Annotated in this window: 18 protein-coding genes and 1 tRNA gene; 10 read left to right on the top strand and 9 right to left on the bottom strand. The window is 61.9% G+C overall.

The window, feature by feature from the left end; genetic code table 11:
• Nucleotides 1-29 precede the first annotated feature (29 nt).
• The 5 genes from LSQ66_RS02235 to rplU form a co-directional block, all read right to left on the bottom strand.
• Complete coding sequence (locus LSQ66_RS02235; RefSeq protein ID WP_231768191.1) at nucleotides 30-1,769, bottom strand: M61 family metallopeptidase; 1,740 nt, start codon at nucleotides 1,767-1,769, stop codon at nucleotides 30-32.
• A 38-nt stretch (nucleotides 1,770-1,807) separates the two neighbouring features.
• Nucleotides 1,808-2,926: a glutamate 5-kinase gene (proB, locus tag LSQ66_RS02230; protein ID WP_231768190.1), complete on the bottom strand. Its 1,119-nt coding sequence runs from the start codon at nucleotides 2,924-2,926 to the stop codon at nucleotides 1,808-1,810.
• A gap of 123 nt (nucleotides 2,927-3,049) precedes the next feature.
• Nucleotides 3,050-4,159, bottom strand: coding sequence for an Obg family GTPase CgtA (gene cgtA / locus LSQ66_RS02225; RefSeq protein ID WP_231768189.1), 1,110 nt, complete (start codon nucleotides 4,157-4,159; stop codon nucleotides 3,050-3,052).
• 90 nt (nucleotides 4,160-4,249) lie between these two features.
• A complete protein-coding gene (gene rpmA, locus LSQ66_RS02220) occupies nucleotides 4,250-4,513 on the bottom strand; it encodes a 50S ribosomal protein L27 (RefSeq protein ID WP_231768188.1) in 264 nt (87 codons plus the stop codon).
• Nucleotides 4,514-4,552: 39 nt separating this feature from the next.
• Nucleotides 4,553-4,864, bottom strand: a complete 312-nt coding sequence (gene rplU, locus LSQ66_RS02215) for a 50S ribosomal protein L21 (protein WP_231770032.1) — start codon at nucleotides 4,862-4,864, stop codon at nucleotides 4,553-4,555.
• Nucleotides 4,865-5,062: 198 nt separating this feature from the next.
• Between rplU and ispB the strand changes: the two genes are divergently transcribed.
• Complete coding sequence (ispB, locus tag LSQ66_RS02210; protein WP_231768187.1) at nucleotides 5,063-6,052, top strand: octaprenyl diphosphate synthase; 990 nt, start codon at nucleotides 5,063-5,065, stop codon at nucleotides 6,050-6,052.
• A 104-nt stretch (nucleotides 6,053-6,156) separates the two neighbouring features.
• Here the strand turns inward: ispB and arsC are convergent, their stop codons facing one another.
• Nucleotides 6,157-6,504 carry an arsenate reductase (glutaredoxin) gene (arsC, locus tag LSQ66_RS02205; RefSeq protein ID WP_231768186.1) on the bottom strand — a complete coding sequence of 116 codons (348 nt, stop codon included), beginning with the start codon at nucleotides 6,502-6,504 and terminating at the stop codon, nucleotides 6,157-6,159.
• A gap of 97 nt (nucleotides 6,505-6,601) precedes the next feature.
• On the opposite strand from arsC, the gene LSQ66_RS02200 reads away from it, so the two are divergent.
• The 7 genes from LSQ66_RS02200 to LSQ66_RS02170 all read left to right on the top strand — a co-directional run bounded on the left by LSQ66_RS02200 (nucleotide 6,602) and on the right by LSQ66_RS02170 (nucleotide 15,312).
• A tRNA-Pro gene (locus LSQ66_RS02200) sits at nucleotides 6,602-6,678 on the top strand.
• A 39-nt stretch (nucleotides 6,679-6,717) separates the two neighbouring features.
• The gene (locus LSQ66_RS02195; protein ID WP_231768185.1) at nucleotides 6,718-7,185 is read left to right on the top strand and encodes a hypothetical protein; all 468 of its coding nucleotides are present in this window, start codon (nucleotides 6,718-6,720) and stop codon (nucleotides 7,183-7,185) included.
• 810 nt (nucleotides 7,186-7,995) lie between these two features.
• The gene (locus LSQ66_RS02190; RefSeq protein WP_231768184.1) at nucleotides 7,996-8,490 is read left to right on the top strand and encodes an Hcp family type VI secretion system effector; all 495 of its coding nucleotides are present in this window, start codon (nucleotides 7,996-7,998) and stop codon (nucleotides 8,488-8,490) included.
• A 9-nt stretch (nucleotides 8,491-8,499) separates the two neighbouring features.
• Complete coding sequence (locus LSQ66_RS02185) at nucleotides 8,500-8,889, top strand: CHAP domain-containing protein (protein WP_231768183.1); 390 nt, start codon at nucleotides 8,500-8,502, stop codon at nucleotides 8,887-8,889.
• Nucleotides 8,870-9,463, top strand: coding sequence for a hypothetical protein (locus LSQ66_RS02180; RefSeq protein WP_231768182.1), 594 nt, complete (start codon nucleotides 8,870-8,872; stop codon nucleotides 9,461-9,463). Before LSQ66_RS02185 ends, LSQ66_RS02180 begins: the two co-directional genes overlap by 20 nt.
• A 747-nt stretch (nucleotides 9,464-10,210) precedes the next feature.
• Nucleotides 10,211-11,179 (top strand): DUF6896 domain-containing protein, encoded by a 969-nt coding sequence (locus LSQ66_RS02175; protein ID WP_231768181.1) that lies wholly within the window; start codon nucleotides 10,211-10,213, stop codon nucleotides 11,177-11,179.
• A gap of 320 nt (nucleotides 11,180-11,499) precedes the next feature.
• Nucleotides 11,500-15,312 carry an Ig-like domain-containing protein gene (locus LSQ66_RS02170; protein WP_231768180.1) on the top strand — a complete coding sequence of 1,271 codons (3,813 nt, stop codon included), beginning with the start codon at nucleotides 11,500-11,502 and terminating at the stop codon, nucleotides 15,310-15,312.
• A gap of 48 nt (nucleotides 15,313-15,360) precedes the next feature.
• On the opposite strand, the gene LSQ66_RS02165 is transcribed toward LSQ66_RS02170, so the two are convergent.
• The gene (locus tag LSQ66_RS02165; protein ID WP_231768179.1) at nucleotides 15,361-16,119 is read right to left on the bottom strand and encodes a carbohydrate-binding family 9-like protein; all 759 of its coding nucleotides are present in this window, start codon (nucleotides 16,117-16,119) and stop codon (nucleotides 15,361-15,363) included.
• A gap of 162 nt (nucleotides 16,120-16,281) precedes the next feature.
• On the opposite strand from LSQ66_RS02165, the gene LSQ66_RS02160 reads away from it, so the two are divergent.
• Nucleotides 16,282-18,474: a tetratricopeptide repeat protein gene (locus tag LSQ66_RS02160; protein ID WP_231768178.1), complete on the top strand. Its 2,193-nt coding sequence runs from the start codon at nucleotides 16,282-16,284 to the stop codon at nucleotides 18,472-18,474.
• Here the strand turns inward: LSQ66_RS02160 and LSQ66_RS02155 are convergent.
• A complete protein-coding gene (locus LSQ66_RS02155) occupies nucleotides 18,471-18,851 on the bottom strand; it encodes a tautomerase family protein (RefSeq protein WP_231768177.1) in 381 nt (126 codons plus the stop codon). The genes LSQ66_RS02160 and LSQ66_RS02155 overlap by 4 nt on opposite strands.
• A gap of 87 nt (nucleotides 18,852-18,938) precedes the next feature.
• On the opposite strand from LSQ66_RS02155, the gene LSQ66_RS02150 reads away from it, so the two are divergent.
• Nucleotides 18,939-19,796: a LysR family transcriptional regulator gene (locus tag LSQ66_RS02150; protein WP_231768176.1), complete on the top strand. Its 858-nt coding sequence runs from the start codon at nucleotides 18,939-18,941 to the stop codon at nucleotides 19,794-19,796.
• Here the strand turns inward: LSQ66_RS02150 and LSQ66_RS02145 are convergent, their stop codons facing one another.
• Nucleotides 19,797-20,792 carry a glycoside hydrolase family 43 protein gene (locus tag LSQ66_RS02145; RefSeq protein ID WP_231768175.1) on the bottom strand — a complete coding sequence of 332 codons (996 nt, stop codon included), beginning with the start codon at nucleotides 20,790-20,792 and terminating at the stop codon, nucleotides 19,797-19,799.
• Nucleotides 20,793-20,801 lie beyond the last annotated feature (9 nt).

Genomic DNA, 20,801 nt, shown 5'->3' with positions numbered 1-20,801 from the left:
CTTCCCTGGCACCAGAAGTGGACACGAGGTCAGCGGTGGGGGATGCCTAGGAGCTGTCTGGTTTGGGCCAGCTGCTCAGGGGTGGCGTCGGTGCGCAGGCGGAACTGGGGCACGACGAGGCCTTTGGCGGCGCGGGGCTGGTAGCGGTAGGTCTGTTCGCCGCCGTCCGCTTCCACCGTCACTTCAATGGTCTGGTCGGTGTTGCCCAGGTAGATGGGCGTGCGCTTGATGACCTTCTGGTCGTTGCGCAGGCCAGCCACATATGGCGCGCTGCCTTCCGTCACGCCGCCAATCACCTTCTCCTTCAGCTTCGGCAGGTCCAGCCCCAGCTCGAACAGGGGCAGTTCGATCTGCTGCAGTTCCACCGCAGGACCAAACCATTCGGCGCGTGGAGCAATCAGCCTGCCCGCTTCGATGTGGCGCTGCACCAGGCCCGCCGCATCGGCAGCTCCCAGCTGGTCCAGCAGGCCCGCCACGCGCGCCGCCGTCAGCGCAGGCGCCTCGGCCTTGGCCCTCTCGGCAGCTTCCACCTGTTGCCGCAAGCCGTACATGACATCGTCGAATGACTTGCGCCCGCCGCTGGCAGCATGAATCTGCGCCTGCCATTCCATGGCCAGCAGCGTACCGCGGTTGTAGGGCAGCTTCTGCACATTGGGGTCGCTCCAGAAGGCCTGGATCACGTGCTGGTTGTCCGCCTCGCGCACGGGCGACACATACACGTTCTTCAGCAGCGCATTGGTGTGGCCGATGTAGGCGTCGAGCGTCATCTGGCCGCTGCGCAGCAGGAGCAGCGGGGCGTAGTAATCCGTGAACCCTTCGCTGATCCAGTACACGGACTGCTGCGGCTCGGCCATGGCGCCAAGCTGCTGGCTGTTCCAGTTGTGGAAGTATTCGTGCGCCAGCAAGGTCGACAGGTCGTCCAGCTGCGCATTCGGAGTGAGGAACATGGCGAATGCGGCCGTCAGGCTGGTGCCGCCAAGCGACCTGGCGCCAGGCGGCTCGGTAATGGGAATGACCGTGACCAGATAGGAGGACTCCTTGCTGCGCCAGAAGTCCCGTTCCGCGCGGATGATCGCGCTGGCCTTGTCCGCGAAGGCCCGGTCGCTGAAGGACCAGTTGCCGCGCATGGCGACGGTGACGCCGCGCCCCGCTTCATCCTTCGTGGCACCAAGCCGGAAGTCGCCGCCGACAAAGACTGCGGCGCGGAAGCGGTCGAAGGTGGCGGACACCGTCTGCCGCCTGGCCTCCGTACCGAAGCTGTTGGCCAGTACCCAGGCGGAGGGCATGGAGACCCAGCGCAGGTCCACTTTCAGCGGATCGTTCTCCTCGGCTTTGGGCAGCACCCAGCCCGCATAGCCGATCAGGTGGAAGTGGGCCGGGTCCATGGAGAACCGGTAGCGGCGCGCATTGTTCAGCGGCGCCTCGTCCTCCTGGCGCAGTTCGTACTGGAGATGGATGGGCTGGTTGCGCTTGCAGTCGAAACTGCGCACATGGGGCTTGTCCGTTTCGCGCAGCATGGCGGACGTTCCCACCAGCCGCAGCTTCTGCACGGCCTTGTACATGGCCTGCTGGTCGGCCCATTCGTTGGGAAGTTCGATGGCGCACTGCCCGCCGCTCTGGGCGCGGTAGCGCACGTCCACCTTCAGGGCTGGCCGCGGACCGTCCAGCAGGGGCGAAACATCAATCCTCAGCGAGGTGAGAGGCGCGGCGAGCGCCGCGCAGGCGGACAGCAGAAGTGAGGCACCAAGTGCCGGCCGGATAAAGCGCATCGAAGCCTCGCATAGTTTCCAAAACGAAAACTATACCATCACAGCAGGACCATATTGTCGCGATGAATGAGCTCCGGACCTTCGACATAGCCGAGAATCGCCTCGATCTCCGACGAAGGCTTGCGTGCAATGCGCCGCGCCTCGGCGCTGGTGTAGTTGGTGAGCCCGCGCGCCACAGTCACACCGCCTTCGCTGATGCAGGTGATGACTGCGCCGCGCCCGAACTCGCCGCGTACTTCCACTACCCCGATAGGCAGCAGCGACTTGCCTTCGCGCGAGAGCTTCTCCACCGCGCCCGCATCCAGCACGACCTGTCCCGCCGTGTGCAGGTGGTCCGCCATCCACTGCTTGCGCGCCGTGAGATGGCCCGTCTGCGCGGCCAGTTCCGTGCCGATGGATTCGCCGCCCGCAAGCCGCGTCAGCACGTCCGCCTCGCGGCCGAAGGCGATCACGGTGTGGGCGCCTGATTTGGCCGCGCGCTTCGCCGCCAGGATCTTGGTGAGCATGCCGCCCCGACCCAGCGAGGAACCTGCGCCGCCCGCCATCGCCTCCAGCGCGGGATCGCCCGCCTGGCCGTGCGTGATGAGGTAAGCCGAAGGGTCCTTGCGCGGATCGGCGCTGAACAGGCCGCGCTGGTCGGTAAGGATGATGAGCGCATCGGCTTCGATCAGGTTGGCCACCAGCGCGCCCAGGGTGTCGTTGTCGCCGAACTTGATTTCATCCGTCACGACGGTGTCGTTCTCGTTGATGATGGGGACCACGCCCAGGCGCAGCAAGGTGGTGAGCGTGGAGCGCGCATTCAGGTAGCGTTCGCGGTCCGCCAGGTCGGCGTGCGTAAGCAGCACCTGCGCCGTGCCGAGCGAATGCGCGCGGAAGCTGGTTTCGTAGATCTGCGCGAGGCCCATCTGGCCCACCGCCGCACAGGCCTGCAGTTCATGGATATCCGTGGGACGCTGCTCGAAGCCCAGGCGCAGCATGCCTTCCGCAATTGCCCCCGAGCTCACGAGCACCACCTCCTTGCCCAAGGCCCGCAAGGCGGCAATCTGCGATGCCCAGCGCGCGATGGCGGCGTGATCGAGCCCGCGCCCATCGTTGGTGACGAGCGAGGAGCCCACCTTGATGATGATGCGGGTGGCTTTCTGGATGACGGAACTCATGATGCGGCAATTCTCTTCTGAAAAGGGACAGTGTACTGAATCGCCGGGCGGGTTGCCCTGCTTGCCGCAAGCGGCACGCTGCGCACTGGTTGGCGCACAACGTGCCGGATGGGAGAGATGATTTTAATCGAGAACCTTGAAGCGTGGGTCGTCCGGGTCGATGGACGAGATGCCGCGCGCTTCTTCGGTCATCTGCACTTCTTCCGCGCGCTGCTCGCTGTGGCGCTTCGCTTCGAGGTGCTTGTAGATTTCGTTCACGAGTTCCTGCGTGCCGTTGTGGCTCAGCGCGGAGATCTCGAACACGGGACCCTTCCAGCCGAACTTCTTCACGAAGTCCTTCACGCGCTTGGCGCGTTCGTCTTCGGGAATCACATCCAGCTTGTTCAGCACCAGCCAGCGCGGCTTCTCGGCCAGGGCGGGATCGTACTTCTCCAGCTCCTTGACCAGCGCCTTGGCTTCCTTGACCGGGTCGACCTTGTCGTCGAAGGTGGCCAGGTCCACGATATGCAGCAGCAGGCCGGTGCGCGAGAGGTGGCGCAGGAACTGGTGCCCCAGGCCGGCGCCTTCCGCCGCGCCTTCGATCAGGCCTGGAATATCGGCGATGACGAAGCTCTTCTCGTGCGACACGCGCACCACACCCAGGTTCGGGTGCAGGGTGGTGAAGGGGTAGTCCGCAATCTTCGGGCGCGCGTTCGACACGGCCGTGATGAAGGTGGACTTGCCCGCATTCGGCATGCCCAGCAAGCCCACGTCGGCCAGCACCTTCAGCTCCAGGCGCAGCTCGCGGCGTTCGCCTTCCTTGCCGTCCGTTTTCTGGCGCGGCGCGCGGTTGGTCGAGGTCTTGAAGTGGATATTGCCCCAGCCGCCCTCGCCGCCCTTGGCCAGCAGCTCCACCTGGCCGTGCTCCGTCATGTCGGCGATGATTTCGCCGGTGACTTCGTCGATGATGAGCGTACCGACCGGCATGCGCAGGGTGACATCGTCCGCGCCCTTGCCGTAGCAATCGGAGCCGCGGCCCGCTTCGCCATTGCTGGCGCGGTGCACCTTCGCAAAGCGATAGTCCACCAGGGTGTTCACATTGCGGTCTGCCACCGCCCAGATCGAGCCGCCCTTGCCGCCGTCGCCGCCATCGGGACCGCCGAAGGGGCGGAATTTCTCACGGCGGAATGAGGCGCAGCCATTGCCGCCGTTGCCAGCGATGACCTCAATCCGTGCTTCGTCGATAAACTTCATAATCTGCCGCCATAAACTAAAAAAGGCTCTACCGTTGGCAGAGCCTTTCGATGTGAAGGCTTGCGCCTTACTTACGTGATCCGCGCGTGCTTACTGGGCAGCCGGAACGACGGTGACAAACTTGTGGTTGCCAACGCCTTTGGTCACGAACTTGACCACGCCGTCCACCAGGGCGAACAGGGTGTGGTCCTTGCCGGTGCCAACACCTTCGCCGGCGCGCACTGGGGTGCCGCGCTGACGAACGATGATGCCGCCTGCATTGATGGTCTGGCCGCCGTAAACCTTAACGCCCAGGCGTTTTGATTCGGAATCGCGACCGTTGCGGGTAGTACCGCCGCCTTTTTTGTGTGCCATTTATATACTCCTTAGCTAACTAATTCGGGCCAGCGGCAATTAGCCGTTGATCGAAACGATTTGGATTTCGGTGTAATTCTGGCGATGGCCCTGGTGCTTCTGGTAGTGCTTACGACGACGCATCTTGAAGATACGCACCTTGTCGTGACGACCCTGGGAAACCACTTTCACCAGAACCTTGGCACCTTCAACCAGCGGAGCACCAAACTTGATGCTGTCGCCTGCGCCCACTGCGAGCACTTGATCGATGGTGAGTTCGGAACCAATGTCAGCCGGTATCTGTTCTACTTTGAGTTTTTCGCCAGCAGCAACTTTGTACTGTTTGCCACCGGTTTTTATGACCGCGTACATGATTGAAACCTCATCAAATGTTAAGAAATTGCTCACGTCCGCAACACTGCGCAAGGCAGCTCACAAACGGAGAACCGAGGATTATACACGGGTTTCAAAAACAGGTCAAAAACTCTTCCCAGCGGGGCGCTCTCGTGGTATGTCGGCAACTCATGACGTATAATCGCGGCACCTAATTATCGCCCGTGCAGGTTCGCCTTGTCAGCCGCTACCCAAACCTCCAGCCAGAACACCATCACCAGCACCATTGCCGCCGACATGGACGCCGTCAACACGGTGATCCGGGAGCGCCTGCATTCGGAAGTCGCGCTGGTCAACCAGATTGCGGAATATATCATCAGCGCGGGCGGCAAGCGTATCCGTCCCGTGCTGGTGCTGCTGGTGGCGAACGCCTACGCCTACAAGGGCGCGGCGCACCACGAGCTGGCGGCGGTGGTGGAATTCATCCACACCGCCACCCTGCTGCACGACGACGTGGTGGACGAATCCTCCATGCGCCGCGGGCGCCAGACGGCCAATGCCCTCTTCGGCAACGCCGCCTCGGTGCTAGTGGGCGACTTCCTGTACTCGCGCGCCTTCCAGATGATGGTCTCGCTGAACAACATGCGCGTGATGCAGATCCTGTCCGACGCCACCAACGTGATTGCGGAAGGCGAAGTGCTGCAGCTGCTGAACATGCACGACCCGGACGTGAACGAAGAGAGCTACCTGCGTGTGATCCGCTCCAAGACGGCCAAGCTGTTCGAGGCCGCCGCCGAACTGGGCGCCCTGATCTCCGGCTGCAATGACAATCAGATTGCGGCAGCCGGCGAATACGGCCGCTCCCTGGGTACAGCCTTCCAGCTGATCGACGACGTGCTCGATTACGCGGGCGACGCCACGGAAATCGGCAAGAATGTGGGCGACGACCTGCGCGAAGGCAAACCGACCCTGCCCCTGATCTACCTGATGGAAAACGGCACGGACGAACAGCGCCAGCTGGTACGCTCCTGCATCGAGAACGGCGACGAACAGCACTTCGACACCATCCTCGCGGCGATCACGACGAGCGGCGCGCTGGAATACACGCGCCGCGCGGCAGAAGTAGCCGGCCAGCGCGCCATCGACGCGATTGCCGACATGCCCGAAAGCCCCTACAAGGACTCCCTCCTCCACCTCGCCCGCTTCGCCGTCGACCGCACCCACTAAGCCCCTGGCAGAGGGGACAGACCCTATTAAGAATGGGGACGGGCCCCATTCTTAATAGGGTCTGTCCCCGAAATCCCAGTCCGCCACCGACCAAAGTCCGCGGCTTACAAGATCTCCTTAACAGTCTCCGGCGGCCGGCAAAGCCGCACCCCCTTCGGTGTCACCACAAACGGCCGATTAATCAGCTTCGGATTCGCCACCATCGCCTCCAGCAGCTGCTCCTCGCTCAGGGACGCATCCTCCAGCCCCAGCTCCGCGTAGAGCGCATCCTTGGTCCGCATCGCATCCCGCGCCGTCAGTCCCGCCTTGGCCACCAGCTCCTTCAGCTTCGCCTTCGACGGCGGCGTCACCAGATAATCCACAATCTCCGGCTCAATCCCCGCCTCGCGCAGCAGCGCCAGCGCGCCGCGCGAATTACTGCACGCATTGTTGTGATAAATCGTCACGCCCATGGCTTCACATCCCAAGAAAATCAAGGCCGCCATCATAGCAAGGGCGCCACAGTTGATAAACCCTCAAACTTCTGGTGTAATAACGCCTCTGCACCGTCGGGGTGTAGCTTAGCCCGGTAGAGCGCTACGTTCGGGACGTAGAGGCCGGAGGTTCGAATCCTCTCACCCCGACCACAATTTCAATGTCACCTCGCTCTCCTATGCGGAGCCACTATGTGGATTGCCGGAGCGCAGACTCAGCTTAAAGCGGCTTTCGATCGTGCGATCGAAGCGGCTTATGGAAAAGGTCGCGGCGGTGAGCTGGAAAACCTGGCAAACCTGTTCAGTCCAACCACGATCGGCAACTTCCAACGAGCCCTGCAGGCGGGGCTCGACGGCCGCAGCGCCGCAACCGTCGACATCGCATGGGTAGACAAGCGCCCGATCGCCAAGCTCAGTCCGACAGCGCCGGGCGCGGAACTCGGCGACATGATGATCGTCGTTGAAGAATACTACCCCGGCAATTCCGCCCCCTCCGCTTCCAGAGCTTGCCTGCTAGAGGTAAAGCAATCCCGCTCCCAGATCATCCCTCCCGTTCCTGTCACTTCAGGGGCGAGCACGAAAAACCAGTTGACATCCTCTCGGCCTGGCCGACTCTTTATGGACTTAAGGCAACCGGAACGAGCGCCGGCTACCTTCTAACGAACATCATTACGCAATCCGATCCACCACCATTCGGAGGCGTTCTCACCCAAGCCTGGTACGCCGCAGTGAAGCCGCCTGGAGGAACGATCGCCACGAGCAGCCCCTGGATGGCGGCTCCGGCCCACGCCGGAGCATCGTTCGAGCATACCCTCGGCGATGTCTTCGGCGCCTGCGCCAGAGGCGGCGCGCTAACCAATTCCTCCTATGGAGCTCCCATCGGTGTCGGGCGCGGTTTCGTGAAGGGTAAGGAAATGGCGGCTCCGCCCGGCTGGGATGACCTGGTAAACACTATTATCTCGGTCGCGGACAGCTACGCCTTGCCACGCAAACTCTTCCCGAATCAGCCGGGGCGGCGATATGCTCGTGCAGACGCCCCCTTGCGTACCACCTACGCTGTGTCAGCCGCTGCTTTGACGGCAATATACGTTCCCTCCATTGGGCCGTATGTTCCAGCATTGGTGTTTAGCGCCACCTATCTCGGGCTGCCTGTGGCGAGTGCCATGTTCACAAAGGTACGCAATCGCCTTCGATTGACGTCCGGGCGATTTCCAGTATTGATTTTCCGGATATCTCACGGCGAGAACGAAGAAAGGCCCTCCACTCGCGACTAAGCCGAACGCCAAATCAATCAACCCCGCTGTTGCTTACCTCCCTCCTCAGTTGATCCCTCGCAAGCCGTCGACCGAACAGCCGCACGACAATCGGGCCTGCGGCCCACTCACAAGTGCTAGCGGCATTGAGAGCCGGACCACCCACCGACAGAACGCCGCGTATACGCTAAACAAGCATGACCTGGAGCCAACCATCATGGCAATCGACGTCTATCTGCAAATTGAAGGCATCAAGGGCGAGTCACAGGACGAGAAGCATAAGGACTGGATCGAGGTGACGGGTGTTCACTGGGGCATTCACCAGCCCCGCAGTGCCACCGCATCAACCGCAGGCGGGCACACTGCAGAACGTGTCGAGATGTCAGACCTATCGTTCTCCAAACTAGCCGACCTGTCTAGCCCTATCCTGGCCCAGACATGCGCGGCCGGGAGAACGATCCCAAGGGCCCGGCTTGAGTTCTTCCGTGCAGATGGCAATGGCGTGCGGGTGAAGTATTTTGTCGTAGAACTGGACAACGTCCTGATCGGAATGGTCAAGCCTCACCTCGGAGGGGATCAGTCATATCTGTGCGAAACGGTAAATCTGAAATACTCCCGGGTGAGGTGGACCTACACACAGCAGAGGATCGGTGGGGGCATGGGCGGCTCCACGGTGGGTGGTTGGGACCTTGCAGCCAACAAGATCGTGTAGAGGTGCGCCATGCCCATCGATCTCGATAGATTCGCGAAACATTTGCGTGCTCATGCTGATTCCACACCGCCAGGACATGGCAAGTGCGGTGAGTACGTCAGAAGAGCACTGCAAGCTGGTGGCGCGCATTTCAACGAGTACAGCCCACCCCATTATGGTAAGCAGTACGGTTTGACTTTGGAGCGGCTCGGATTCCACGAAATAACTGTTGACGATCCTGACCACTTTCCTTTCGTTCGCGGCGATTTGATGGTCATGGAGCCACACACGGGTAGCGCAGCTGGCCACGTTGCGGGTTATGACGGGAGGAATTGGATTTCAGATTTCGTTCAGCGTGATTTCTGGGCAGGAAAAAAATATCGGGAAGAAAGGCCACACTATGCGGTCTATCGCTACTAGCGGCCTGCTTTTTGCAGCTCTCTTTGCAGTCGGCGCTACGGCCGCTGCAACGGGCAGCAACAGCCCCCCGCGCTTCCTGACAGTACCTATCCTCGGGCTGCGTTTGCCCCTTGACCGAATCAACCTTGAACCGTTTCCCGAAGACTTACGTGCAATGTGCGGCCAAATTGAAGACAACGAAGTGCACACAGCGCGGGTTTGGGTATTTGGACGAGCAAAGGATGCAGCGTCAACGTATTATGTTCTCAGCGGCTATTTCAAGCGGCGCAATCCCCAACCCGACCAGCGGCTCTACGAGCTTTGGAATAACGGATCTGTCTTCACAATACGGGGTGCTCAATGCGGCGGGGATGACGCGGCGGAGACATTCGAGACGCACGACCCGAATGCAGACAACAACGGTAACGTACCCGATCCAATCCTGCGTGAGTTAGCCCACGACCTTGCCGCCCGAACAGTTCGGGTGTTTGGCGGGCCTGACCGGCTACGCGCTGAAATAAGGAGCCAGCGCATCGACTTCAACTCACTCCCGCAGGAACTGCAAGAGGCGTTTGGCCCATACTTCGATAAATGAGCTATGGCCTTCCTCCGACTCCATGGACACTTCCGATACCGTTCAGCGCGATTTCAGGGCTGGCAAAAAATACCGCGATGAGAAGCCGCACTATGCCGTCTATCGTTATTAGATCCGTAGTCCTCTGGGCAGCACAAATCGCCTTCTGTACAGCGGAAGTCTCAGCCGCGTCATTTGTCGGGAAGAAACCGCCACGATACATCACCGATCCGTTGATCGGCCTGCGGGTTCCGGTCAACGCAAAACTTGATCCCCTGCCAGGAGCGCTGGCAGTCATGTGTAAGCGACTCCCCGAAGACGCTACATCTACTGCGCATCTTTGGATCTTCGCCGGTGCTACCGACGCCCACGCAAACTACTACTTGCTGTCCAGCTACTCAGAAGTGCAGCAAACCCCGAAGGACGCAGCGCTGTACGATTCCATCGAGCGTGGCGATACATCGTCGCGGCCGGGCAATGCGTTTCCGATCCGGCAGACGAGTACTTCTTAGGCCCAACCGACGAAGTGCCTCTACGGACCCTTCAAGTGCTCGCCCGCGATCTTGCCGCGCGGCTCATTCGCGCTTTTGGTGGCGCTGAGAAGCTGTGCGCCGACCTAAGAAATCAGCGAATAGACTTCGGCGCTCTTTCGCCAGTTCTGCAAGAGGCCTTCGCCGTACTTCAATAAGTGACAGTTTGTCGTGCCCCAGCAAAAGATTGGTAGCGGCGTCTTATGGCGCCACAGTACTAACTGTAACGTTGAGTAGAATGGATGTCGAAGCTTTACCAAGTAGATATCAACCTATCATTCCGGCCTATGGACCTATGGACGAAAGACTTCGATACCTCATCGACGAATATCAATCTGCCGTCAAGTTCGCAACGAGCCTAATGTACCGTTCAGGCATCAACATGCCTCAGAGTGACTACGCATGGGCCCATATGGACATAGCGCCATCTGGGACCTTGGATGTAGGCGTTCAGTATCACAAGCATGGCGCTGGATGCATGGTTGAACTTCAGTCCGGGACAGTCGACTTCGATTTTGGCGCAAACGGAGAAATTGACGGCTTTGACCTCTGGAAGCTCACTCAATTTGTAGCACACAGTGACATCGACTACGGGTTCGAAAGTGAGACAGAGATCGAACACGCCTACAATGCGGCCCTTCAGTCCGGGGAAATGCTTGGCTCCCACCGTTCATTGCACTACCTCGCTAGCGGCGTACGACAATATGCAATTGAAGTCGACACAAGGCTGCCTGGCGACAAACTGCCGAGCAAAAGCCGAGATCCGATCCTTACTCTGTATATCCACTACTTCCTGGCCGCCGATCTCATGCTGAAGAACTATCAAAAGCTTGATCAGCAATGGAAGAAGTCCGGCAAGCTAAGTCGGAATAATCATATTCAGATCCGCATCTACTTCTTTACATGGCTCGGCTACCTGGGCGTCATATGCGAGGCCTTCAACAGAAAGCTGAAGTTACGCCATCTATTAACTGATGACCGGCCAGACCGATTCAAAGACTTGCTATCGCTCTCGGATGAGCTTGGGAAGATCATCAAAGCTCATTCCGATCCCCTTCGGAAGTTTCGAAACAATGTTTTTCATCTCCGCGACGATATCGAGGAGATACGGAAATTCTTCGAACACGATGCATATCGGATCGACTGGGCGAAAGAGTTGCACGCCAGACTAGAGCGTATTTTTCTCAAAATACCGTGTGCATTGTGAAGTGCATTACCTCATGAACAATCGAACAGGAGAACTTGATTTGGGCAGGAAATGAGCATCGGACTTAATGATAGACGCCCATTCCGGCCTGCAATCCGGTGCCGTGGTCAGGATGCGGATCACGCCCGTGCCTTCCTCCTCGAAGAATGACAGCACGTTGCAAGAACCCTGGCCCCTCCCCCGCCCGTTACAAAAATGTAATTGATCTGCAATAGTTGTTTTGTATACTCGACAATTGTTTGGCATGCGCCGGAGCAATGTCGAAGGGCTTGCCGATCCAATCCATAACAATCGCATATCACCACAGAGGGGAAGCAGGCATGTCGAAGGAATTTTTCAAGCTATCGAGCGGTAATTTTTTCCAGGACTGGTCTGCCACGGGGCTGCTGAGCACCGCTGACAACTGGGACCAGGTCGCCAGTGTCATGGGCTATCGCGGCGACAACCTGGCCACCACCGGCCGCGATGCGCGCACCGTGCTGACGGACGGCACGCCGGTCATCGACGTCAATACGAATGCCACCAATCCGAACACGAACACCACCGGCGGCGTGACCGAATTCCATCTCGCCGACCCGGTTGTCGCCCTGCAGGGCTCCGGCACGGCCGATGCGCCGCATCTGGTCGTGTACCTGGATGCGAGCGGCCGCAAGAACCTGCATTTCTCTGTCGACCTGCGCGACATCGACGCTTCGGCCGACAACGCGGTGCAGCAGATCTGCGTGCAGTACCGCATCGGCGACAGCGGCGACTGGACCGCCCTGCCCGACGGCTACGTGGCCGATGCTTCCACGGGCGGCCAGGCGAACCTGGTGACACATCTCGACGTCAGCCTCCCGGCCGCGCTCAATAACCAGTCCCAGGTCGAGATCCGCATCCTCACTGTCGATGCGACCGGCAGCGACGAATGGATCGGCATCGACAACATCTCCGTGACCAGCGAGGCCGCGGGCGCGGACAACGTCGCGCCAACGCTGGTATCCAGCACTCCGGAAGACGACTCCTTCGCAGTCGCTCCGGGCGGCAACCTGACCTTGAGCTTCGATGAACTCGTGAAAGCCGGCACCGGCCATATCACCATCGACGATGGCAACGGCGACCTGCGCGTCATCGACATCAACGATGCCAGCCAGGTAACCGTGAGCGGGCAGAACGTCGTCATCAACCCTACCGCCAATCTCAAACTGGGCACGGCCTACCAAGTCAGCGTGGACGCAGGCGCAATTGCCGACCTGGCGGGCAATGCCTATGCGGGCACCGGCGCCGACCCCATCGACTTCCGCACCATCGATGCGATGACCCGCATCTTCGACATCCAGGGTGCGGGCCACACCTCCGCCTATGACGGCAAGCTGGTTAACACGCGCGGCGTCGTCACGGCAGTCGATACCACCGGCACCAAGGGCTTCTGGATCCAGGACCCTGAGGGCGACGGCAACGCCGCCACGTCCGACGCCCTGTTCGTGTATTCGACCCGCACGGTGCAGGTGGGCGACCTGGTCGAACTGCAGGGTGTGGTCGACGAATACCAGGGCAGCGACATCAACAACCTGACGGTGACCGAGCTGACCGACGTGCAGGAGCTGACCGTGCTCTCCAGCGGCCACACCATTGCGCCGACGATACTGGGGCACGGCGGGCGCATGGTGCCGACCGAAGTCGTCGACAGCGACCACTTCCAGGTCTTCAACCCCGACACCGATGCGATCGACTTCTACGAATCGCTGGAAGGCATGCTGGTAACGGCGAAGGACGTGCAAACCCTGACCACCACCTACGAGAACGCAACCTTCGCCATGACCGACAGCGGCGCCTACGCAAGCGGCACCAATGACCGTGGTGGAATCACCAGCAGCGAAGGCGACCGCAACCCCGAACGCTTCGAGATCTATTCGGACACCGGCGTGAATCCGGATGCGCTGCCTGTCTACGTCCCGGGCGACAAACTGGGCGACGTGACTGGCATGATGCACTACTACGCCGGCCTTTGGGAACTGGTGCCGACTGTCACGCCGAACGCACCTGTGCGCACGGCGATTTCGCGCGACGTTACCACCCTTGAAGGCGGCGACGCACAGCTGATGGTGGGCGCCTACAACCTGGAAAACATTTCGCCGACCGACGGCCAGGCGAAGTTCGATGCCATCGCGCGCGATATCGCGGTCAACCTGAGCGCACCGGACATCCTGGGCGTGGAAGAGATCCAGGACAACAACGGCACGGGCAAGGGCGTGCTGGCTGCCGACGTCACGCTCAACATGCTCGTGGATGCGATTGTGGCCGCTGGCGGACCGCGCTACCAATGGGTGTCGATCGATCCGGTTGCGGAGAACGCGAACGGCGGCGAGTCCAACGGGAACATCCGCAATGCGATCCTGTACAACGCGGACCGCGTGAGTTTCGTGGATGGCAGCCTGCGCCAGATCACGGACACAACCCCGGCAGACGGAGACGGCTTCCGCAACAGCCGCAAGCCGCTCGTGGGCGACTTCCTGTTCCATGGCGAGGAAGTCACCTTTGTGAGCGTGCATAACTACTCGCGCCTGGGCAGCGACGAACTGTTCGGCCAGAACCAGCCGCCGGTCAACAGCGGCGATGCACGCCGTATCGACCAGAGCACCGCCATCCGCGATTTCGTTCGCGACACGATGGCGCAAGACCCGGATGCGAACATCGTCATCGGCGGCGACTTCAACGCCTTCCATTACGAGACCTCCCTGCGCATGCTGGAAGCGGACGGCCAGATGACCAATATGGTCTGGAGCCTGGACCCGCTGGACCGCTATTCGAGCGGCTACCAGGGCAGCAACGAGCAGATCGATCATCTGCTGGTGTCGAGCAACCTGGCTGGCAACACGCAGTTCGACAACGTCCACATGAACAGCAACCAGCCTTACGGCACCGCTCCCACCGATCACGACGCCGTGCTGGCGCGCACGCTGATCAATACCGCACCGGTGGCCGCGGCCGAACTGGTGGCCGGTACGGAAGACGTTGCGCTGGTGGTCGATGCGGCCCACGGCGTGCTGGCGAACGACACCGACCGCAATGGCGACGCACTGACCGCCGAGCTGGTGGCTGGTCCCGGCAAGGGCCAGTTCGTGCTGAATGCCGATGGCTCGTTCAGCTTCATCGCCCCGGCCAACTTCCACGGCGTGGAGCACTTCAGCTACGTGGCACGCGATGCCTACGGCGGCGTTTCGGCCGTAATGACGGTGGAACTGAACATCGCATCGGTGAACGACCTGCCGGTGGCGGGCGCGGACAGCGCCGCGGTCCAGGAAGACAGTGCAGTCATCATCGACGTGCTGGGTAACGACAGCGACGTTGATGGCGACGCCATGAGCATCGTCCTTGGCGGCGCGGCGTCGGCTGCGGGCGCTGCAATCAGCATCGAAAACGGGAAGGTGCGCTACGTGGCGAGCGCCGACAGCTTCGACCAGCTGACGGCCGGCCAGTCCGTTGCGGACACCTTCACCTACCGCGTGGTCGACGCCAACGGCGGCCTGAGCGCGCCGGTAACGGTGACGGTGACGGTGAGCGAGGCGGGCGATAACGTCGCTTCGGCTGGCACCAACAAAGCCGACAACTTCTCCGACGCGGCAGGCTTCGACACCAGCTACAGCGCAGGCAATGGCGACGACCGCGTGTTCGGCAACGATGGCGCGGACGTCCTCGATGGCGGAAACGGCGCGGACTCCCTCAGTGGCGGCGATGGAGCCGACCAGCTGAAAGGCGGGAACGGCGACGACGTGCTGTCCGGCGGCGCGGGCGCGGACATGCTCGAAGGCGGCAACGGGGCGGACATCCTCTTCGGCGGCCTGGGGAACGATGTGCTGAGCGGCGGCCTTGGCGGCGACAAGTTCGTGGTGGCGGCGGGCAGCCACACGGTCATCACGGACTTCGGCAACGGCGACCGCGTGCTGACCGGCTACACCGGCGACGGCTCGCTGGCCAGCCTCACCGCATTCGCTGGCGTGGCGGGCTCCCCGTTCAACTTCGCCGACACCGACAGCGATGGTAATGGCACCCTGGACGCAGTGGCCGTTACCGGCCAAGCCCTCGGCGACGGTTCCATTACCCTGCTGGGCTGGAGCGCAGCCGCGCTGCAGCAGCAGGGGCTCTGGATGTAATGCCCGGGCCCCGGTATCGCGTTCCGATACCGGGGCCTGTTTTTTCGTTCAGTCCCTCCAGGTCCTATCCGAAAAACGCAGAACGCCCCACCGTTCCGGCACATGCATATTGACCACGCCCTGTGCCGACCACACCCAAATGCCTTCCCTCACCTTCTCCGCCGCCCATTCCATGCGGCCGAAATTGATGCGCCACACGGCGCCCGCTCCGGGATGCGGCACCGCTTGCCTCGACGCGAACGCCGTCAGCGGAATGGCGATTTCCACGGTCCAGCCATGGTCCCTGTCTCCGGGCTTGTTCAGGCTTCCCTGCACGGCGACTGCTGTCTTCAGGCCTTCAATGTCCCAGCTGTTGTCAGCCTTTCCGCCTTGGCTGTACGGCTTGGGCATGAAAAGATCCCACCCCGTGTTGAGCGCGTTGATTTCGAGCTCATAGTAGCTGTCCGTTTCGGGCAGAGGCTTCAGGAACACCTCGAAGTTGTTGTCCTTGAAGATCGCGGAATCCCGCTGCGTCAGCGTCGCCTTCACGTCCGGTTCTTCGAGTTCCGCGGCAATGTAGAGGTAGTGATCGTCCCAAAGCATCTTCGCGCGCGTGCGGAGCCTGGGGCGCGGTTTATGGCCACCCTCGATGTCGATAAAATCAGCGGTCCAGGGAGCACGCTCCCAGGTGGCGTCATCGAGCCTTCCGTCGACCTGGATCGGCCCTGAAGTGCGGAAGCATTCATAGGACGGCGGCGGCGCATCGCCGGGCGCGGCCGAAACGCCGGCGCTCAACATGGCAGCAAGCACTAGAGCGAATGCCTTCATCAAAACAGCCCCTTCCTGATTGTCCCGAGATATAGACTGTGCAATTCTCGCAGCATTTTGGCTATCTTTGGCGCAATTCAGCAATGATTCATTTTGCCGTTCAGTAAGCTTATGCTTACAATCGCTGCTGGCCCTCACGGGCTCACTCAACGGTGTTTCTCCATGTCGATTCCAAGCCAAACCCACGCCCAGGCCGAGGCCCTGTTCGCGCAGGGGCTTCAGTTCCACAGCCAGGGCGAGCTGCCCAAGGCGATGCAAACCTATGAACAGGTTCTGAAACTGGAGCCGAAGCATTTCGGCGCCCTGCACCACGTGGGCGTCATCGGCTTCCAGATCGGGAATTTCGACATGGCCGCGAACTTCATCCGTTCGGCGGTAGCAGTGAACCCGGACGATGCCAGCGCCCACAGCAACCTGGGCAACGCGCTGAGGGAGCAGCAGAATTTCGATGAGGCCCTGCGCTGCTACGAGCGCGCTATCCAGCTCAATGGCGGCGATGCCGATACCTTCTTCAACCGCGGCGCCGCCCTGCAAGCCCTGCAGCGTACGGAAGAAGCCCTGCGCAGCTACGAGCAGGCGCTGGCGATCAACGCAGGCGACGACCAGGCCTGGAACAACCGCGCCACCGTGCTGCTGCAGATGAAGGACTACGCCGCCGCGCTGGAGAGCGCGGAGCAGGCCCTGTCGTGTAATCCGCAGAATGGCGAGGCCTATAACAACAGCGGGAAAATCCTGCACGCCATGGGCAGGCTGGACGAGGCGGAGAAAAACTACCGGCAGGCGCTGGAGCTGTTTCCGGACTACGCGGACGCACATCTGGGACTGGGCCGCCTCCTGCTGTCGCGCGAACGCTTCGCGGATGCGCTGCACAGCTGCGACAAGGCGGTCAGCCTCGCGCCGGACCAGGCCGATGCTTACGAGGAGCGAGCCACGGTCCTGGATAAACTGAACCGCCCCGGCGACGCCCAGCGCGACCGCAAGACGGCCGAGAAACTCAAACGCGAAGCGATCGCCGCCTACCGCAAGCTGGGCAAGGAACTGCAGGAACTGGACCGCCCTGAATCCGCCGCGCGCATGTTCGCCGCCCTCCTCGCACTGGACGACAGCGACGCCGATATCTGGCAGCAGCATGCCCGCACGCTCAATGCGGCCGGACGGCGCGAGGAAGCGCTCGCCAGCATCGGCCGCGCCCTCGCCCTGAAGCCGGACAGCGCCGATTACCACCTTACCCGCGGCGCGATCCTGCGCGCCAGCCTGCGGTACGGGGAAGCGCAGCGCTGCTACGAAAAGGCCGTGGAACTGGCGCCCCGCCATCCGGGCGGCTACACGAATCTCGGCAGCCTGCTGGACCAGATCGGCCAGCAGGACGCAGCGCTGGCGAACTACGACCGCGCCATTGCCCTCGATCCGCAGTGCGCGCTGGCGCACTGGAACCGCGCGCTCGTGTATCTGCGCCAGGGCGACTATGAGCGGGGCTGGCGCGGGTACGAGTGGCGCTGGAAGGCAGAAACCCTGAGCCTCGCCAAGAAGAAGCGCGACTTCGGCAAACCCATGTGGACGGGCCGCGAAGCGCTGGCCGGGAAGACCATTCTCGTGCATGCCGAACAGGGCCTGGGCGACGCACTTCAATTCTGCCGCTACGTGCCGCTGCTCGCACAGCGCGGCGCCAAAGTCGTTCTGGAAGTGAAGGAACCTTTGGCCGCGCTGCTTGCAACGCTTGAAGGCGCCGCCAGCATTGTCATTAAAGGCGAACCGCTGCCGCCTTTCGACTATCAGATTCCGATCATGAGCCTGCCCCTGGCATTTGGCACCACGCTCGATACGGTTCCCGGCGCGCCTTACCTGGCCAGCAGTGAAAGCAAGCTGGCTCAATGGAGCGACGTGCTGGGCCCGAAAACGAAGCCGCGCGTGGGCATTGTCTGGGCAGGGCACCCAGGCCACCAGAATGACCACAACCGCAGCCTGCCGCTCTCCGTGTTTGTCCGCATCTTCTCGGACGGCTGCGAATTCGTCAGCCTGCAGAAGGAAGTGCGCGCGGCCGAGCAGCCGCTGCTCGATACGCTGCCCGTGCGCCAGGTGTCCCACCTGCTGAAGGACTTCACCGACACCGCCGCCCTGTGCAGCCTGATGGACGTGGTGATCACGGTCGATACCAGCGTCGCCCATCTGGCTGGCGCTTTGGGCAGGCCCACCTGGATACTGCTGCCAACGCCCTTCGAATGGCGCTGGCTCGAACAAGGTGCAGGCAGCCCGTGGTATCCCAGCGCCGTGCTTTACCGCCAATCGCAGCAGGGCCACTGGGAACCGGTAATCGATGCCGTGGCGGGTGAGCTGGGCAAGCCCGCGCGAGGCTAAGCGTACTGCGCCAGCCCATTCCCCAGCGACCAGTTCTCCTTCTCCACTTCGATCAGGCTGACAAAAACATCCTCCGGCCGGATGCCGGGGCTGTCGCCCAGCAGCTCCGTGATACGCCGGTACAGGTGCTTCTTCTGCTCCACGCTGCGCGTGTTGTTGGCCGTGATCTGGATATAAACCAAGTCTTCGCTGCGGTCGATGCCCAGGAAGGTGGGGCCGTAGCGGAAGTTGGCGGCTTCGTGTTCGGTGATCGTCATGAACTGGTTATCGACCGGCACATTGAAGGTCTCGTGCATGGCCCGGTTAAGGCTGTTGAACAGCGCCTGGCGGTAGGTTTCCGGCTTTCCCGCGCGGAGGGAGATGTGAGCGAGCGGCATGGCTTGGGTCCTTTCTTCGTTTATCCTGAGCTCATGCTATACATTTCGGTATGATATGCATATTTATATTAATCATAACTATCTGAAATGATGGATCGCCCACTGGACCTGGATGCCGTCGACGCCTTCGTGCGCATCGCCGAACTTGGCAGCTTCACACGCGCGGCGGAAGCGATGGATACGACGCAGGCTGCCGTCAGCCTCAAGCTGAAACGGCTGGAGGACCGGCTCGGTTTCCGGCTTATCGAACGCACGCCGCGCTATGTGGAGCTTTCCGCGCAGGGGGCGGCCTTCCTCGATCCCGCGCGCGAACTGCTGGAGGCCCACAAGCGCGCCCTCGCCATCTTCGCGGGCGGACGCCAGCGCCTCACCATCGGCATCAGCGATCACGTTGCGGGGCCTGAGCTGCCCGCGCTGATCGCACGCATGAACGCGCAGGACCCGCAGCTGCTGATCGAGATCCGCATCGGATCGTCGGGCGACCTGCTGCAAAGCTTCGACCGCCGTGAACTCGATACCGTGATCGTGCGCCTGCATGCAGGCCGCAGCGACGGCGAAGTGCTGACGGAAGAGAAGTTCGGCTGGTTCGCCTCCCCCGGCTGGCAGCACCGCGCGGACGAGCCGCTGCCCATTGCCACGCTGGCGGAGCCCTGCGGTGTACGGGTGATGTCAGGGCAGCTTCTGGATGCGGCAGGCGTGCCCTGGACGGAGATATTCGTGGGCGGCGGCGTGGCGGCGGTATCGGCGGCCGTCATGGCAGGTCTTGGAGTCGCAGCGCTGGCCCCGCGCATGGTGCCCTTCGGCGCTGTCGATGTCGGCCAGCGGCTGGGGCTCCCGGAGCTGCCGCGCCTTCCCGTGCTGCTGCATACGCGGGTGCGCGAGGGCCGCGCGCGCGAGGCCCTTGCCGCGCTTGCGGCCGCGTTCAGGAGCGCTGTTCGCAGCTGATCAGCGGTCCGCCACGGGCTCGCCGAAGTCCGGGGTGCCGTCCGCGCGCCAGTGAATGACCTGGGCGCGCGTGTGGCGGTTGGGATCGTGCAGGGGATCGCCCTTGATATCGCGGTAGTTGCGCGCATGGTAGACGAGCAGGTCGGTCTTGCCGTCGGGCGTGGTGGTGAAGGAGTTGTGGCCGGGACCGTACTGGCCCGTGGCCGCGCTGCTGCGCATGACCGGCTGGGGAGACTTCGTCCACGACGCGGCGTCCAGCAGGTTGGCATTGTCGCGGGCCGTCAGCATGCCCATGGCGTAGTTGGCGTCCGTGGCGCTGGCCGAATAGGTCAGGAATACACGGCCGTTGCGCACCAGGATCGCGGGGGCCTCGTTCACGTCATGCCCCTTCTTCTCCCAGTCGAATTCGGGACGCGTCAGCATCGTAGCCGGGCCGCTGATCGAGAGCGGGCTGTCCATGCGGGCAATATAAATGTTGGTGCCCTTCACGCCGGGCTGCGTCTGTGTCCAGAGCAAGTAGCGCTGGCCGCGCAGCTCGAACGTGGTTGCGTCCAGCGAGAACGATTCCCAGCCCGTCTTGAGCTGTCCGCGTTCGATCCATTCGCCCTTGAAGGGGTCGGGCGAGCTGTTCTCCAGCACGTAAAGGCGGATCTCCCAGATCGCGTCCGCACGGCCTGCCGTGAAGTAGATATACCACTTGCCGCCGATGCGGTGCAGTTCGGGCGCCCAGATGTGCGCTCCCATCTCGCCCTTGCCGTGCTTGCGCCACACAACATTCGGCTCTGCCTTGCCCAGCTCATTGAGCGAAGCGGCGCGGCGCAGTTCGATGCGGTCGTATTCGGGAACGGTGGCGGCAAGGTAGTAATTGCCGTCGTCCTGCAGCACAACCTGGGGATCGGCACGCTGCGGCACGAGGGGATTGTTGAAGACCGGCTCCGCGGCAAGCGCACTCCCCAGAACCAGCATTGCAAACAAGGCTGCCAGGGAGCGTGCCATTCTTCTTTT

The organism is Massilia endophytica, from assembly GCF_021165955.1.
GTDB classification, from domain to species: Bacteria; Pseudomonadota; Gammaproteobacteria; order Burkholderiales; family Burkholderiaceae_D; genus Rugamonas; species Rugamonas endophytica.
This window is presented reverse-complemented; position numbering and strand designations above follow the sequence as displayed.